The following is a 14,889-nucleotide window of genomic DNA, read 5'->3' as shown; positions in this document are numbered from 1 at the left end:
ACCAGAAAATGGCTGAAATTCAGATCAAGAATGTCGCCAAGACCTTTGGCGCCTATCAGGCGCTACACGACATCAACCTGACCATTGCAGATCAGGAATTCATGGTGCTTCTCGGGGCGTCGGGCTGTGGCAAATCCACGTTGCTGCGGATCATCGCCGGGTTGGAAACCGCCACCTCGGGCGAGGTTTGGATTGGCGGGCGGCGCATTGACCATCTGTCGCCAAAAGACCGTGGAATCGCGATGGTGTTTCAGAACTATGCGGTGTTTCCGCATCTGACGGTGTTTGAAAACATCGGTTTTGGTCTGCGGATGCAGAAATTGCCAAATGACGAGGTCACGCGCCGGGTCGAACGCACCGCATCGCTGATGCATATTGACCAGCTGTTGAAACGCTATTCCGGCGAATTGTCCGGCGGCCAGCGGCAGCGCGTTGCCGTGGCCCGTGCCTTGGCGATGGAACCGGATGTGATCCTGATGGATGAACCGCTGTCGAACCTGGACGCGCTGTTGCGGATGGAAATGCGCGCCGAGCTCAAGGGTGTTTTGGCCGAAAGCAAGACCACGGCAATCTATGTGACCCATGATCAGGTCGAAGCCATGAGCATGGCAGACCGGATCAGCGTCATGCATCAGGGCCGGATCGTTCAGGCGGCCTCGCCAATCGAGGTCTATCGCAATCCCTCGGCCGAATTCGTGGCCAGCTTCATCGGCAACCCGCCGATGAACTTTCTCAGGGCCAAACCGGCAGGCGCCGGAAAATGGACTGTGGCGGGTCAGCTGTTCGATGGCCCGACCGCCGACAAGCCAGAGCTGCAATTTGCCATCCGCCCCGAGGATATGCAGCCCGCCGCCGAGGGCCTGAAAGCCACCGCAAAAGTGGTGGAACCGCTGGGCGCGCATCTGTTGGTCACCTGTGAAATCGACGGGTCGCTGTTCCGCGCCGTGCTGGACAGTGACATGACCGTCCGCCCCGGCGAGGTGCTCACCCTTGCTCCGCAATCGAACCGCGTCCGCTGGTTCGATCCTGAAACAACCCTTGCGGTTGCCTGAGGCTCTTTGATGACAAATGAACTGATTGAACACGCGAAGCAGGTGCTTCGCGACAATGATCGTGGCACCTATACTGTGCCGACGCATGGGCTTTATCCGTTTCAGTGGAACTGGGACAGTGCGCTGAGCGCGCTGGGATTTGCCCATTTCGACGAGGCCCGTGCCTGGACCGAGATCGCCACACTCTTTGAACATCAATGGGATGACGGCATGGTGCCGCACATCATCTTTCATCAGATGGACGAAGGGTATTTTCCGGGGCCTGAGGTCTGGGGCACCCAGCGGCCCACACCGACCTCCGGGATTACCCAGCCCCCGGTAACGGGGTTTGCCGCGCGGCGGATTTTCGAACGGGCCCGCGACAAGACACTGGCAACCGAACGCGCGCGTGCCTTGCTGCCGCGCATCCATGCCTGGCATCAGTGGTTCTTTCGCTGCCGTGACCCCCAGGGCACCGGGCTGGTCGCCATCATTCACCCCTGGGAATCCGGCCGTGACAATTCGGTCGACTGGGACAAGGCGTTTGAACGTGTCCCGACCGAGGGGGTACAGCCCTTTACCCGGCGCGACACCACCCATGCCAATCCGGCGCACCGCCCGACCGACGAACAATACAAACGCTACATCTGGCTGGTACAGCGCTTCCGCGAGCTGGGCTGGGACAATGACCAGCTTCATGATGCTTCGCCCTTTCAGGTGGTAGATCCCGGTTTCAACGCAATCCTGATCCGGTCCTGCGCCGATCTGGCCGCACTTGCCCAACAACTGGACGAGCCAGAGATCGCCGCACAAGCCCAGGCCATGGCAGATCGCGGCAGCGCGGCGATGGAAACGCTCTGGTGCGGTGCACGCGGCCAGTATCTGTGTCTTGATCGCACCATTGACCGCCTGATCGACAGCCCGTCGATTGCCGGCATTCTGGCGGCTTTTGCGCCGCTCCCGCCCGAAAGGACCGCCGCATTGTCGGCCCGGATCGCGACATTGGCCGAAACCTGCGGCTATCTGGTGCCCAGCCACGATCCAACCATGCCGGAATTTGACGGATTGCGCTATTGGCGTGGGCCGGTCTGGCTTATCGTCAATTACATGATCGCCGACGGGTTGGAACGCGCCGGACAAATGGATATGGTCAGCCGCATCATGGCCGACTGTGTTCGGCTGATTCATCAAAGCGGCTTTGCCGAATATTACGACCCGATCACCGCAGAACCCTGCGGTGGCGCGCATTTTACTTGGACTGCTGCAATGGTGATTGAAATTCTTGAAACCCACGAGGTCGCAGCATGAAACGCTCCCGTATCAATGATATTATTCAGAACGCCGACGACATGATGCGTCAATTCGGGTTTGTTCTGCCGCCTTTTGCCTATTGGACCCCGGAAGAGTTCAAGGCAAACAAGGACAAGGCCCGCAATGTGATCGACGCGCGCAATGGGTGGGACATCACGGATTACGGCGATGGCGATTTCGACAAGATGGGCCTGTTCCTGTTTACCCTGCGCAATGGGCGGCTGGCCGATCTTCAACGCGGTGGCGGCATGTGTTATGCCGAAAAGCTGCTGATTTCGCGTCAGGATCAGCTGAGCCCGATGCACACCCATGTGATCAAGGCCGAGGACATCATCAACCGCGGCGGCGCCACTTTGGTGGTAGAGCTTTTCGGATCGGATGATCAGGGCAAATTTGCCGAAGATCGCGGCGGCACCGTGTTCTGCGACGGTATTCAGCGCGATTATGCCCCGGGTGAAAAGCTGCAATTGGCACCGGGGGAAAGCGTCACGCTGATGCCCGGCGACTGGCATGCGTTCTGGGGTGAGGGCGGCGATGTTCTGATTGGTGAAGTGTCGACCGTGAACGACGACGAAACCGACAATATCTTTCGCGATCCCATCGGCCGCTTTGCCAAAATCGAAGAAGACACCGATCCAAAGCATCTGTTGGTCAGCGATTACCAGACCTGGCTGGGCTGACCGCCCCGCATCCCGCGCCAGGCGACAGATTAATTTGCCCGCGCGGGACCAGAAATCAGGCTGACACCAGCCGGACAGCAGATCAAAGATCCATCGCGTGCCCCGGACATCCGGGGCACAATTCGTTTTGGTCGGCAACGGTCGTTTGAGCCCGCAACAACAGGGCCGCGAAACCGGAAATGGCCGATCAATGCGCAGATTGGTGCAGCATTTGACCCAGCTGTTTGGCGGCATCGACCGCCGCCCTGCCCCGCAGCGGCCAGGTCTGGGTCAACCCCTCAAGGATCAACAGAAGCGCCGTGCCCGCATCCGTTTGCTGGCCGTCTTCGGCGCGCGCCAAATCGCATACCTCCGCGGCACGTTGCGCCACCTCTGCCTTGTGACGGTCCAGCAAACCGCGGAGCGGCGCGCTGCCCGGATCCGCCGCGACAGCCGCATGAAAGAGACAGCCATGCGCCGTCTCGGTCGCCATCCAATCCCCCACACGACCAAAAATCGCGTCCAGCGCCCTCTGCGGATCTGACGGCAGCCCGTCAAACACATGGACAAGATAACGGCGGTGGCGAAACTCCAGCGCCGCAAGCACCATTTCCGCACGCGAAGGCGTGTATTTGTACAAGGTGCGCAGGCTGACGCCCGCAGCGTCGCGCAGGTCATCAACGCTCGGCTCGGCAAAGCCGCGGCTGGCAAAAGCGCGCTCTAATCCTGCCGAGATCTTGCCCATCGTATCTGTCATGCTTGACCATGTAGAACGCTCGCTCTACACACGCAAGTAGAGCGATCATTCTACACCGGAGAAAACAGCAATGGCCCTTCCCGAAACAATGAACGCCGTTGTGCTGACCGGTCACGGCGGGCTGGAAAAGCTGGAATGGCGCGACGATATGCCGGTTCCCCGCCCCAACGCGGCAGAGGTGCTGATCCGCGTTGGCGCTTCTTCGGTGAACAATACGGATGTGAACACGCGCACCGGCTGGTATTCCAAATCCGTGCGGGGCGACACCGCCATAGCGGCCACTGATGGATATGGCGGCCTGTCGGATGGTGATGGCGGCTGGTCCGGGGCGCTCAGCTTTCCGCGCATTCAGGGCGCGGATTGCTGCGGAGAGATTGTGGCCGTCGGCGCGGACGTCAACAGCGCGCGTCTGGGCCAACGCGTGTTGGTGCGGCCAATGCATCGCCCCAGAGGCGCGGGGCCCGACACGCTTGTCACTTTTGGATCGGAATTGAACGGCGGTTTCGCCGAATACACCTGCGTCGATGCCGACCATGCGCTGCAGATAGAAAGCCCCCGCACGGATGTCGAGCTTGCGTCTTTTCCCTGCGCTTTCTCCACCGCCGAGGGCATGATCCAGCGGGCGGCCCTGGGCGGCGAACGGGTGCTGATCACCGGGGCCTCTGGCGGGGTTGGTTCGGCGGCGGTGCAGCTGGCCAAACGGCGGGGGGCGCATGTCACGGCTGTGACCAGCACGGCCAAGATGGCGGCGCTGCGCGCGCTTGGGGCCGATGCCGTTCTGGACCGTGACGCTGCCCTGCCCGAAGATGCCTTTGACGTGGTGCTGGACCTTGTGGGCGGGGCGCGCTGGTCCGAATTGCTGAATGCGCTGGTTGTCCGGGGGCGTTACGTGACCTCGGGGGCCATTGCAGGCCCGATTGTCGAGCTTGATCTCAGAACGCTTTATCTGAAGGATCTGACCCTGATCGGCAGCACCCGTCAGGCCCCGGACGTCTTCACCGGTCTGATCCGCTATATCGAAGCGGATGAAATCCAACCCATGATCGCAGAGACCTTCCCCTTGCGTGATCTGCGCGCCGCGCAAGAGGCATTTTTGGCCAAAACACATCTGGGCAAGATCGGGATCAGGATTTCCGGCTGACGTCTGGCCCAAATCTGGCCCTTGATTTGGCCTGTGTTTTAACCCGTGCTTGACCCTGCGGTCTGGCGGATCGCTCTATCCAGCGGCCCGGCATATCCCGGTTACAGCATATCACCGTCAAAGCTCGGTCGCGCCCGCAGGGCACGCACCCGCACCCGCTGCGCCGTTTCGATATGGGTGCGCATCGCGCTTTCGGCGCGCTGACCATCGCGCGCCTTGATCGCCTCCAGAATGTCCATGTGTTCGCTGGCGGCTTTTTCAAACCGATCCGGTTCGGTCAGGGTGGTGGGGCCAAGGATCATCAGCGCCTTTTGCAGTGTCTTGATCGACCGTGACAGAAACCGGTTCTTGGCCGCATCCAGGATCGCGGCATGGAATTGCCGGTTCAGGACAAAGGCCTCCGGGCCATGTCCGACCTCGGCCAAGGCCTTGTTCATATCAAAAAGCTCGTCGATTTCGATATCCGACGCGGCCCGCGCCGCCAGCCTTGCTGCTGTGCCCTCCAGCACCGCGCGCATTTCATACAGATCCATGACCTCGGCATAGTCGAGGGTTCGGATGCTGGCCCCCTGTCGCGGGATATGTGTCACGATGCCGTCGGCCTCCAGCTGGCGAATGGCCTCCCGCACAGGGGTGCGGGATACGCCGAACTGTTCCGCCAGCTCGGTTTCGCGCAGCCGGTCACCGGGGCCGATACGGCCCGCGCGCAGCGCATCCAGCAACTTGATATAGGCGGCATTGCCCTGCGGGGCGCTGTCGTCATCGTTGGGCATTTCAGGTTCATCCATATTGCATACATTTGGATACAGGCGTATGCAGCATGGGTCAAGCCGCAGAGGAACTCGTTTGCGCAAGGATCTGCACCACCCCGCCATCAGCCGCGGCACAACCGTCATTCTGGCCCTGGCGGGCACCGCATTGTTCTGGTGGCTGGACCTGCCGCTGCCCTATCTGTTTGGCCCGATGACATTCTGTCTTGTCGGGGCCTTGCTGCATGTGCCGCTAAAGGGGTTCGGCCAGGTTTCGATTGCGGCGCGCACAATTCTGGGGGTTGCTGTTGGTGCCTCGGTCACGCCGGATGTTCTGGCCGAACTGCCGCGCATGGCGCTTTCGGTCGCCTTGATCCCGGTGTTCATCTGTATGATCGCCCTTGTCGGCGTGCCCTTCTTTCGAAAGGTCTGGGGGTTCGACGCGCCAACCGCCTATTACGCCGCCATGCCCGGCGGATTGCAGGACATGGTGATTTTTGGCATCGAAGCGGGCGGCAATCCGCGTGCATTGTCGCTGGTGCACGCCACCCGCGTGCTGATCATCGTGGCGGTCGCACCGATCATCCTGACGCAATTATACGGCGCAACCCTGAGCAACCCGATAGGCGCACCAATGGCCAGCCTGCCGGTGCACGAGCTGGTTCTCATGGCCCTTGCGGCCTTGGTCGGTTGGAAAGGTGGCGAAAGGATCGGGTTGTTCGGCGCATCCATCCTTGGGCCGATGATCGTCACTGCGGCGCTGTCGCTGTCGGGTGTGATCCATTTTCGCCCCCCGGCCGAGGCCATTCTGGTGGCGCAATTCCTGATCGGGTGCGGGATCGGGGTGCAATTCATCGGCGTCACTTGGGCCGAAGCCACACGGGTGGTGGCGGCGGGGATCGCCTATGTTCTTTTGCTGGCGGTGCTGGCGGCCGGGTTCGCCGGTCTGGTCACGATGGCGGGCCTGGGGTTGCCGGTGCCGGCCTTCCTGGCATTCGCGCCGGGCGGACAGGCCGAAATGACCGTGCTGGCAATCGTGGCGGGGGCGGATCTTGGCTATGTGATCACGCATCACCTGACGCGCGTTGTCATCGTGATCATCGGCGCGCCGCTGGCCGCGCGCCTTATGCGCCCCGCGCCACAGGACGGATCACCGGACTGACCACAGCCCGAGCGATCCGCCAAAAGGCTCAGGCCGCCTGCGAGCGCGCCCTGGGCATACGCCCCAATGCATCGACAAAGAAGGGCCGGAACCCCGCCGGGTGTTCGCTCATCGGGAAATGCCCCAGCTCGTCCATGACGGCAAGCGTCGCCCCGGGAATGGCGGCCGCGGTGCGCCGGGCATCTTCGGGCGTGCAGGTCATATCATAGGCCCCGACGATCAGATGCACCGGGGTGTTGTCGGTCTTTATCTGGCCCAGCCGGTCAATCAGGCTCTTGTCCTGAGTATAAAAGCTCAGATCGCCGCGAAACACACCGGGGCCGCTTTGCATGAACATCCAAAGGGTATTCCACCGCTCTTGATCGGGGGCAAAGGGCGAAATATTGGCTGACACCAGCGCCGCCCCCATTTCGCCACCATGGGCGTCGGGGCGGTGAAACCAGTCGATGTCATACCAGGCCGCTTGAAAATCCGACGCCTCGATCGCGATAAAGCCACTGAACCTGTCGCCATGCAGCGCCGCCAGTTGCAATGCAATCCGCCCGCCCATCGAACAGCCCGCCAGCACCGGTTTTTCAAGCCCAAGCCCGTCGATCACCGCCAGAACGGTTTCGATATAGGCCTCTGTGGTCAAGAGGTATTCTTCGGTTTCGAACCCCTCCGGCGGCAGGGATTTTCCATGCCAGGGCATGTCAAAGGCAATCAGCCGATGCGTGGCGGTGACCTCTGCATCGTTCATCAGATGCCGCCATTGGCGGCTGTCCGCGCCAGCGGTATGCAGACAGAGAACAGCCTGCCCCTGACCGGCTTCTTCAAAGTAAATCCGCCGGGGCGCGCCTGCGACATCAACGGTCAGATAGCGGCCTGTGATCGGTTCGATGCTCATGCGGTGACCCCTTCCTTGTGACGCGCGAGCGCCATGACGTCCTTGAAAAACCGCAGGTTCTTGACGAGGCACAGAATGTCGCCGTCGATCCGCCCGCGGCCGATTTTGACCAGACCAAAGATGTCATGAAACCCCGGTTCGGGCCGGGCGCACCAGAACCGGTGCAGGGCCTCTGCATCGGTGCGCAAGGCAAAACGCCAGGGCGTCTTGCGGCTGGGTCCGGGGGTGACATCAACCAGCCGACCCCGATCAAAGCGCAGATAGAATTCTTCGCTGTCGATCTCGATCAGCACGGTTTCCGAAAACAACCGCCCAAGCCGCATCAGGTGGGGTGTGTCGTTCAAACGGGCCTGAATATCTTGGAAAATGGCCAGCACCGGGGGCCCTCCTTTGGCATAAGTGTCGCGCAAGGATGCCACGCCGGACCAGCCTGCGACCATGCCGGGGCGGGTATCGGGCAATACTCTGGCGGCGGATGGACCGCCAGGAATGCGCCGCCACCCGCCCAGATCCGAACCGGTCCCGCACCTGTCCCGCCGGGGTATCAAGCGATACCGGCGGCGGCATGGTCGCAGGCCATCAAATCCCCGAGGATGGATCGCAGGGAAACGCGGGGAGGCCCCCGCAACAATCAGACAGCACCATTTTGGAGGAGAGACCATGGGCATCGTCAATTATGAAAACATCACGGATGTGGTGACCGCCAGCCTTGGCAAATACGGCGACGTGACCGACCGCCAACGCGAGATCATGACCTCGGCCATCAAACATATGCATGGCTTTTTCAAAGAGGTGAACCTCCAGCATGACGAGTTCATCGAAGGTTGCGAATTCCTGCGCCGTGCCGGGGCGACCTGTGATGAAAACCGCCAGGAATTCATCCTGCTTGGCGACATCCTCGGCCTTGAGGTTCTGGCCGATATGCAATCCAACCGCGTGGAAGGCCCGGAAAGTGAATCCACCGTGCTGGGGCCGTTTTACCGCGAAAACCCGCCGGTGCTGCCCAAAGGCGCCTCCATCATCCAAAAGCATTTCGACAACGAGGAAACCGCCTATTTCGAAGGTTACATCCGCGATGCCGAGGGCAAGGGCCTTGCCGGTGTGACCATCGACGTCTGGGAAGACGCGCCAAACGGGATCTATGAAAACCTTGACCCGGATCAGCCGGAATATAACCTGCGCGGCCGGTTCGAAACCGATGAAAATGGCCAATATGCCTTTGTCGCCGTGCGCCCCGTGCCCTATCCGATCCCCGACAATGAGACCGCCGGCGAATTGCTGCGGTTCATGGGCCACCATCCCTACCGCCCCGGACATATGCATTTCATCATTTCCAAACCCGGCTTTCGCCCCTTGATCAGCCAGATCTATGACGCCGACAGCGATTGGCTGGACAATGACAGCGTGTTCGCGGTCAAGGACAGCCTGATTGGCCGTTTCAAACCCGCCCCCAAGGAGCTTGGCACCGATCTGCATTTCGAATTCGACTTTGTGCTGAAGTCCGAAGCCGGTGAATGCGCGGTTGCCGCGGAATAGAACCACCACCCTCCCTGTTGGTCGGGTCTGATCCCGGTCTTGGCCCCCGTTGCTGCGGGGGCTTTTTTTATTCCGGCAAGCGGCTATGGTTTTCGCGGGGGGAAGACGCGCATGAACTTGAAACAAATGACCTATTTCATCGCCGTGGCAGAAGAGCTCAACTTTGGCCGGGCGGCGGAACGGCTGGATATGGCGCAACCGCCGCTCAGCCGTCAGATCAAACAGATCGAACAGGATCTTGGCGCAATCCTGTTCAATCGTGGCCGCAGTGCGATCACCCTGACCCAGGCCGGTCAGCGGCTGCTGGAACGCAGCAAATCAATTCTGAACCAGCTTGAGGATACCAAGCTGGAGGTGCGCAGGCTGGGCCAGGGGGCCGAGGGCCGGTTGCGGATCGGGTTTGTCGGCTCTGCCACGTTTGGAATTTTTCCCAATATCATCAAATCTTTCCGCAAGAATTTCCCCGAGGTGAACATGAGCCTCATTCCGATGAACAATGCCCAGCTGCACCGCGCCTTGGTCTCGCGCGAGCTTGACGTTGTGTTCGCCCGCCCGGCATTGAAGGATTCCGAATTTCTGACCCGCGAATTGATCGAGGAAAAGCTGATCCTGGCCTTGCCGGATGTCATCGAAACCGGCACCCGCACCGTGGCCAGGCTGGAACGTCTGGCGACCCATAATCTTATCCTGTACCCAGAGCGCCCCCGCCCCGGATATGCCGATTTCGTGCTGAATGCCTGTGAAGAGGCGGGGTTCCCGGTGCCGATGCGCATCTGGTGCAATGATCTGCAGACCGCGCTCAGCCTTGTTGCCGTCGGCGAAGGGGTGTGCATCGTGCCGCAATCGGTGTCCTCGGCGCCGCGCACCGGGATGAAGTTCCTGACAATCGAGCCCGAAATCGCCCGCACCAACCTGTCATTGAACTATCGTCTGGACGAACAGGGTGTGCACGTCCAGAACTTTGTAAAGATCGCGCAAAAAGTGGCGCGCAAGACATTCTGAGACCCGCCGCGCGCGCATCTCACATGGCAAATCGCATCGCAAATCGCATGGCGAATGACTGGGTGAATGACAGGGCAAACAACTTGGCAAAAACCACGGGGCTCAAACCCCCAGCCATTCCTGTTGCGCGGCGGCATCTGCCCGGATCTCGGGCGCGCTGCCCTTCCAGACCACCTGGCCCTTGCTGACCACCGCGACATCATCGGCCAGCGACGTGGCAAAACCAAAGTTCTGCTCAACAAGGATCATCGACAGACTTTCGGCTTTCAGCGTTTGCAGCTTATCATGGATCAGCTTGACGATGATCGGCGCCAGCCCCTCGGTCGGTTCGTCAAGAATAAGCAGACGCGGGTTCATCAACAACGCCCGCGCAATGGACAACATCTGTTGCTCCCCGCCCGACAATTGCATGCCGCCATTGTCCATCCGTTCCCCCAGACGTGGGAACAGGTCGATGGCCCGCTCCATCGTCCAGCCGTCTTTTGCGCCCGCAAAACGCTTTGCCGCGATTTCAAGGTTCTCGCGCACCGTCAGCGATGGAAAGATGTCGCGGGTTTCCGGCACATAGGCGATGCCGGATTTGGCAATGTCGAACGGACGTCCGGCGATGGGGCGGCCATCAAATGTGATGGTGCCGGATTTCGTCGGCAACAGCCCCATGATTGTCTTCAGCGTGGTGGATTTCCCGGCACCGTTGCGGCCAAGGATCGCCAGCACCCGGCCCTGTGCCGCCGTGACGTTCATGCCGTACAGCACCTGGGTTTCGCCATAGCCAGAGTTCACCGATTTCAGATCAAGCATCTTCCCAGCTCCCCAGATAGATTTCCTTCAGAAGTTTCGATCCCCGCGCCGCTTCGGGTTGGCCGTCAAACACCACCTCGCCATAATTCAGCACCGTGATCGTATCCGCGACGTCAAACGCCAGATCCATGTCATGTTCGATGATCAACACCGTCAGATCACGCGGCAGATCGTTCAGCAGCCGGTGAAATCCCTTGGCCATTTCCGGCCCGACGCCGCTGGTGGGTTCATCCATCAACAGCACCTTGGGCCGGGTGGCCAATGCGACGCCAACCTCAAGCTGCCGGCGCACGCCATAGCTGATCTCCGACACCCTGGCCTGAAGATAGGGCAGCACTTGCACCTGATTGGCCACGTCCTGCACAATCTCTTGCACCTCTGGCCGGGCAAGGCTGTCGGACCAGATCCGGGTGGCATTTGACGTGTGGATCGCCGCCGCAAGCCCCAGGTTTTCCGCCACCGTCAGCCCATCGAACAATGTGTTTTTCTGATAGCTGCGCGACAGCCCCTGTCGCGTGCGTTTCGCCACCGGCAAATCCGTGACATCAACACCGGCCAGATGCACGCTGCCCTTGTCCGGTGTCAGCTCGCCAACCAATTGGTTGAACAACGTGGTCTTGCCCGCACCATTGGGGCCAAGGATCACCCGGCGCTCGCCGCGCTCCAGCTTGATCGAGACATCGCGCGTCACATGGACCGCGCCAAACCTCTTGTCGAGATTGCGTGTTTCAAGCATCGCTCCGGGCCTCCTCGGTTTGGGAAATATGCAGGGGGTCGGCGCTGCGCCGCGCGCCCCATTGCGCCGAACGCGCCTCGATCCAGCCAAAAATCCCGTTGGCGCGGCTCATCACCACGGCAATCAGGATGACGCCGACAACCAGATGCCAATAGGTGGTCAGCGCGCTGATTTCATGTTTGAGCACCACAAAGGCCGCCGCGCCCACCAAAGGCCCGACCAGCGTGCCCAACCCCCCAAGGATCACCACAACCAGCGCCTCGCCAGAGACCGTCCAGCTGAGCAGCCCCGGCGAAATATACAGGATGTGCTGCGCCGCCAACACGCCTGACAGACCGGCAATCATACCTGACAGACCAAAGACATCCGCCTTGACCCGCCAAACCGTCAGCCCCAGGGCCCGCATCCGTTGTTCGTTGTGCATCACCCCGGTCATCGACCGGCCCAACCCGGATTGCAGGATCACCACCGCCGCAGCATAAACCAGCGCCAGCGCCGCCAGACAGAACAACACAAAGGTCCGGCTGTCGTTCAGATCCATCCCAACAGCGCCCAGATCGGGCCGCACAATCCCGCCCAACCCGTCGTCACCACCGAAAATCGGCGCTTCGAACACATAGGAATAGGCCATCTGACCAAAGGCCAGGGTCGCCATGATGAAATAGATGCCATGGCTGCGGGCACAGATCGCGCCAATCACCCAGGCCGCCGCGCCACTGACAAGCACTGCGCCAACCATTGCAACCGGCGGCGCAAGCCCGCCCATGGTCGACAACAGCGCATAGCCATAGGCCCCGACCCCCATCAACGCGCCATGGCCCAGCGACACCATGCCGCCAAACCCCGCAACCATGTCGAGCGCAAGCACCAGCATGGCGAGGATCAGGATCTCTGTCAGGATCTCAAGACCGAAATAATCGGCGGTAAACGCCTGAAACACAGCGGCCGAGGCCAAGAGACCAAGCGCCGCATATCGAAGAGCTGTGTGACGGAACATGGCTTATCCTTTCGCGGGAAACAGGCCTGTCGGCTTGATCACCAGGACGGCGGCCAGCAGGGCATAGATGAGAACAGAGGCCAGCTGTGGGGCCAGCACGGCACCAAATGTCTGGACGACGCCATAGATCAGCGACCCGGCAATTGCGCCTTTCAGCGACCCCAACCCGCCGATCACAATCACGATCAGCGTCGGGATCAGGATTTGCAGCCCCATCTCCGGCGTCACGCTAAGCAAGGGGGCCGCCACCGCACCGGCCAGACCGGCCAGGGCGCAGCCAACACAGAAAACCACAAAGAACAGCTTTTCAACATTGATGCCAAGACAGGCCGCCATCGCATCATTGTCGACCCCGGCCCGGATCATCGCGCCAATCTGGGTGCGGCCCAGGACAAAGGCCAGCGCAGCGAGAACCACCAGACCAAGCACAATGATAAAGACGCGATAGGTGGGATATTCGATCCCGAAAAAGGCAAGCCGCCCATCCAGCATCGCTGGCGCGTCCAGCACCTGGGGCAGATCACCCCAGAAAATGCGGGTCAGATCGAGCAGCGCAAATATCAGCCCAAAGGTCACCAGAACCTGTGCCATCGGCCCGGATTTGCGCATGCGTTTGATCAAACCCGAATACAGCAGCACCCCAACCCCGGCCACCGCAACAGGGGCCAGCAGGAACGCCAACCAAAAGCCGCCATAGGCCGCCAGCCAGGCCGCGAAATAGGCACCAAGCGCATAAAGCGCGCCATGGGCCAGATTGACGAAATGCATCAGCCCGAAAATCACGGTCAGACCAATGGACAGCAAAAACAACAGCATGGATAGCTGAAGCGCATTCAACGCCTGCAACGTCCAGAAACCAAGATCAATTGCCATTTGTAACCTCCTCCCGAGGGGTGGGTGGGCCCGACCGCATATGGCCGGGCCGGTTTGGCTTAATTGCTGATGGCGGGCATCGCACAGCCGTTGACCGGATCGGCCTCGGCCGGCAATTGCGCCAGGACACGTTGGGTCAGGCCGGTGTCGCCAGCGACCGTTTCATAGACATAGATCGGCTGAACCACATTGTTGGTCGCGGGATCAATCGACATCTGGCCGCGCGGCCCGTCAAAGCTGACACCGCGCAGCGCCGCCGCCAATGTCGCCCGGTCATTTGCGCCGGTTTTGCTGGCCTCGACCAGCGCCCGCGCCGCATCATAGCCATGTACCGCGAATTCCGACGGGACGCGCCCGGTCTTGGCCACAAAGGCGGCGACGAATTCCGCATTGGCCGGGCTGTCGATGGTCGGCACGTAATGCAGCGCGGTGATCACACCCTCGGCCGCCGGACCTTCGGCATTGACGTAAAGCGGCGAGGTCAGGAAACCCGCCCCATACAGCGGCAGATCGGCCTTCAGCCCGAAACTGTCATATTGTTTGACAAAGGAAATCGCCTCGCCCCCGGCGTAAAACACATAAACCGCATCCGCGCCGCTGGCCTTGGCCTGCGCCAGATAGGGGCCGAAATCCTGGGTCTTCTGGAACGGGGTAAACTCTTGCCCGACGATTTCCCCGCCCGCAGCGGTGAAGGTTTCGACAAAGCCGTCGATCATCTGACGGCCCGCGGCGTAATCCGGGGCAAGCGTGTAGACCTTGTTGATGCCCTGCGCCTGCATCCAGGTGCCCATGGGCCGATTGACCTGACCGTTGGAAAACGACATCCGCGTGATAAAGGGCGAACAATCCATGCCGGTGGCCGCATCATTGCCGGCATTGGCCACGATCAGCGGCACACCCGCACCATGCACCATGTCGCGCACCGCGCCCAACACGCCGGAGCTGACAATACCCGCCATCACATCGACTTTGTCTTGCAGGATCAGCTTCTTGGCCTTGCCAAGCGCCACCGGCGGCTTGACCTCGGTATCCTGCGACACCACGGAAAAGGTCGCCTCGGTCTCGGCGCCAAAGTGATCAAGCCCCAGGGTGAACCCCGCTTCGATTTCATTGCCGAGCGCCGCATAGACGCCGGAAAACGGCAGCAAAAGGCCGACCTTGATGTCATCGGCCGCCGCAGCAGGCATAGCAATACCGGTGGCAAGCCCAAGGGCCGCCAGAATGGTGCGTTTCATGTTGTTTCCTCCA

General features: G+C 60.9%; 16 protein-coding genes. 7 read left to right on the top strand and 9 right to left on the bottom strand.

Translation table 11 applies throughout. From position 1 onward, the window contains the following. The first annotated feature begins 8 nt into the window (after window positions 1-8). From AC0L4F_RS17255 to AC0L4F_RS17245, 3 genes are read left to right on the top strand one after another with little or no spacing between them, the layout of a single operon-like run. Complete coding sequence (locus AC0L4F_RS17255) at window positions 9-1,052, top strand: ABC transporter ATP-binding protein (RefSeq protein WP_244690520.1); 1,044 nt, start codon at window positions 9-11, stop codon at window positions 1,050-1,052. A 9-nt stretch (window positions 1,053-1,061) separates the two neighbouring features. Then, window positions 1,062-2,339: an amylo-alpha-1,6-glucosidase gene (locus AC0L4F_RS17250; protein ID WP_244690518.1), complete on the top strand. Its 1,278-nt coding sequence runs from the start codon at window positions 1,062-1,064 to the stop codon at window positions 2,337-2,339. Beyond that, complete coding sequence (locus AC0L4F_RS17245) at window positions 2,336-3,022, top strand: D-lyxose/D-mannose family sugar isomerase (RefSeq protein WP_244690516.1); 687 nt, start codon at window positions 2,336-2,338, stop codon at window positions 3,020-3,022. Before AC0L4F_RS17250 ends, AC0L4F_RS17245 begins: the two co-directional genes overlap by 4 nt. Window positions 3,023-3,209: 187 nt before the next feature. Here AC0L4F_RS17245 and AC0L4F_RS17240 read toward each other — a convergent pair whose 3' ends face one another. Continuing rightward, window positions 3,210-3,758, bottom strand: a complete 549-nt coding sequence (locus tag AC0L4F_RS17240) for a TetR/AcrR family transcriptional regulator (RefSeq protein ID WP_244690513.1) — start codon at window positions 3,756-3,758, stop codon at window positions 3,210-3,212. A gap of 70 nt (window positions 3,759-3,828) precedes the next feature. Here AC0L4F_RS17240 and AC0L4F_RS17235 point away from each other — a divergent pair, with 70 nt between their 5' ends. Continuing rightward, on the top strand, window positions 3,829-4,899 hold the full coding sequence (locus AC0L4F_RS17235; RefSeq protein WP_244690511.1) for an alcohol dehydrogenase family protein: 1,071 nt from the start codon (window positions 3,829-3,831) through the stop codon (window positions 4,897-4,899). Between the two features lie 101 nt (window positions 4,900-5,000). On the opposite strand, the gene AC0L4F_RS17230 is transcribed toward AC0L4F_RS17235, so the two are convergent. Next, window positions 5,001-5,672, bottom strand: a complete 672-nt coding sequence (locus AC0L4F_RS17230) for a GntR family transcriptional regulator (RefSeq protein ID WP_244690509.1) — start codon at window positions 5,670-5,672, stop codon at window positions 5,001-5,003. Window positions 5,673-5,745: 73 nt separating this feature from the next. Between AC0L4F_RS17230 and AC0L4F_RS17225 the strand changes: the two genes are divergently transcribed. After that, a complete protein-coding gene (locus AC0L4F_RS17225) occupies window positions 5,746-6,810 on the top strand; it encodes an AbrB family transcriptional regulator (protein WP_244690506.1) in 1,065 nt (354 codons plus the stop codon). A 28-nt stretch (window positions 6,811-6,838) separates the two neighbouring features. Here the strand turns inward: AC0L4F_RS17225 and AC0L4F_RS17220 are convergent, their stop codons facing one another. Both AC0L4F_RS17220 and AC0L4F_RS17215 read right to left on the bottom strand, forming a co-directional pair. Further along, the gene (locus tag AC0L4F_RS17220) at window positions 6,839-7,696 is read right to left on the bottom strand and encodes an alpha/beta fold hydrolase (protein ID WP_244690504.1); all 858 of its coding nucleotides are present in this window, start codon (window positions 7,694-7,696) and stop codon (window positions 6,839-6,841) included. Then, window positions 7,693-8,019, bottom strand: a complete 327-nt coding sequence (locus tag AC0L4F_RS17215) for a hypothetical protein (RefSeq protein WP_244690880.1) — start codon at window positions 8,017-8,019, stop codon at window positions 7,693-7,695. Before AC0L4F_RS17215 ends, AC0L4F_RS17220 begins: the two co-directional genes overlap by 4 nt. Window positions 8,020-8,356: 337 nt before the next feature. On the opposite strand from AC0L4F_RS17215, the gene AC0L4F_RS17210 reads away from it, so the two are divergent. Together AC0L4F_RS17210 and AC0L4F_RS17205 are read left to right on the top strand one after the other, a co-directional pair. Further along, window positions 8,357-9,232, top strand: a complete 876-nt coding sequence (locus AC0L4F_RS17210) for a dioxygenase family protein (RefSeq protein ID WP_244690502.1) — start codon at window positions 8,357-8,359, stop codon at window positions 9,230-9,232. Between the two features lie 111 nt (window positions 9,233-9,343). Beyond that, window positions 9,344-10,234, top strand: coding sequence for a LysR family transcriptional regulator (locus AC0L4F_RS17205; RefSeq protein ID WP_244690500.1), 891 nt, complete (start codon window positions 9,344-9,346; stop codon window positions 10,232-10,234). Window positions 10,235-10,336: 102 nt separating this feature from the next. Here the strand turns inward: AC0L4F_RS17205 and AC0L4F_RS17200 are convergent, their stop codons facing one another. The 5 genes from AC0L4F_RS17200 to AC0L4F_RS17180 are packed head-to-tail and all read right to left on the bottom strand — an operon-like array spanning window position 10,337 to window position 14,876. After that, window positions 10,337-11,035, bottom strand: coding sequence for an ABC transporter ATP-binding protein (locus AC0L4F_RS17200; protein ID WP_244690497.1), 699 nt, complete (start codon window positions 11,033-11,035; stop codon window positions 10,337-10,339). Then, window positions 11,028-11,771 (bottom strand): ABC transporter ATP-binding protein, encoded by a 744-nt coding sequence (locus AC0L4F_RS17195; RefSeq protein WP_244690495.1) that lies wholly within the window; start codon window positions 11,769-11,771, stop codon window positions 11,028-11,030. The genes AC0L4F_RS17200 and AC0L4F_RS17195 overlap by 8 nt, the downstream gene beginning before the upstream one ends. After that, window positions 11,764-12,768, bottom strand: coding sequence for a branched-chain amino acid ABC transporter permease (locus AC0L4F_RS17190; protein WP_244690493.1), 1,005 nt, complete (start codon window positions 12,766-12,768; stop codon window positions 11,764-11,766). Before AC0L4F_RS17190 ends, AC0L4F_RS17195 begins: the two co-directional genes overlap by 8 nt. A gap of 3 nt (window positions 12,769-12,771) precedes the next feature. Continuing rightward, on the bottom strand, window positions 12,772-13,641 hold the full coding sequence (locus AC0L4F_RS17185) for a branched-chain amino acid ABC transporter permease (RefSeq protein WP_244690491.1): 870 nt from the start codon (window positions 13,639-13,641) through the stop codon (window positions 12,772-12,774). A gap of 59 nt (window positions 13,642-13,700) precedes the next feature. Continuing rightward, a complete protein-coding gene (locus AC0L4F_RS17180) occupies window positions 13,701-14,876 on the bottom strand; it encodes an ABC transporter substrate-binding protein (protein WP_244690489.1) in 1,176 nt (391 codons plus the stop codon). Window positions 14,877-14,889 lie beyond the last annotated feature (13 nt).

The sequence above is a fragment of the Marinovum sp. J2-8 genome (genome assembly GCF_055808435.1).
This window is presented reverse-complemented; position numbering and strand designations above follow the sequence as displayed.

Bases quoted from the DNA above. Each gene is read 5' to 3' on its own strand.
- AC0L4F_RS17255 (WP_244690520.1), top strand. From the start codon at position 9: ATGGCTGAAATTCAGATCAAGAATGTCGCCAAGACCTTTGGCGCCTAT.
- AC0L4F_RS17235 (WP_244690511.1), top strand. From the start codon at position 3,829: ATGGCCCTTCCCGAAACAATGAACGCCGTTGTGCTGACCGGTCACGGC.
- AC0L4F_RS17245 (WP_244690516.1), top strand. From the start codon at position 2,336: ATGAAACGCTCCCGTATCAATGATATTATTCAGAACGCCGACGACATG.
- AC0L4F_RS17185 (WP_244690491.1), bottom strand. From the start codon at position 13,641: ATGGCAATTGATCTTGGTTTCTGGACGTTGCAGGCGTTGAATGCGCTT.
- AC0L4F_RS17240 (WP_244690513.1), bottom strand. From the start codon at position 3,758: ATGACAGATACGATGGGCAAGATCTCGGCAGGATTAGAGCGCGCTTTT.
- AC0L4F_RS17230 (WP_244690509.1), bottom strand. From the start codon at position 5,672: ATGCCCAACGATGACGACAGCGCCCCGCAGGGCAATGCCGCCTATATC.
- AC0L4F_RS17250 (WP_244690518.1), top strand. From the start codon at position 1,062: ATGACAAATGAACTGATTGAACACGCGAAGCAGGTGCTTCGCGACAAT.
- AC0L4F_RS17190 (WP_244690493.1), bottom strand. From the start codon at position 12,768: ATGTTCCGTCACACAGCTCTTCGATATGCGGCGCTTGGTCTCTTGGCC.
- AC0L4F_RS17200 (WP_244690497.1), bottom strand. From the start codon at position 11,035: ATGCTTGATCTGAAATCGGTGAACTCTGGCTATGGCGAAACCCAGGTG.
- AC0L4F_RS17205 (WP_244690500.1), top strand. From the start codon at position 9,344: ATGAACTTGAAACAAATGACCTATTTCATCGCCGTGGCAGAAGAGCTC.
- AC0L4F_RS17210 (WP_244690502.1), top strand. From the start codon at position 8,357: ATGGGCATCGTCAATTATGAAAACATCACGGATGTGGTGACCGCCAGC.
- AC0L4F_RS17180 (WP_244690489.1), bottom strand. From the start codon at position 14,876: ATGAAACGCACCATTCTGGCGGCCCTTGGGCTTGCCACCGGTATTGCT.
- AC0L4F_RS17220 (WP_244690504.1), bottom strand. From the start codon at position 7,696: ATGAGCATCGAACCGATCACAGGCCGCTATCTGACCGTTGATGTCGCA.
- AC0L4F_RS17195 (WP_244690495.1), bottom strand. From the start codon at position 11,771: ATGCTTGAAACACGCAATCTCGACAAGAGGTTTGGCGCGGTCCATGTG.
- AC0L4F_RS17215 (WP_244690880.1), bottom strand. From the start codon at position 8,019: ATGCGGCTTGGGCGGTTGTTTTCGGAAACCGTGCTGATCGAGATCGAC.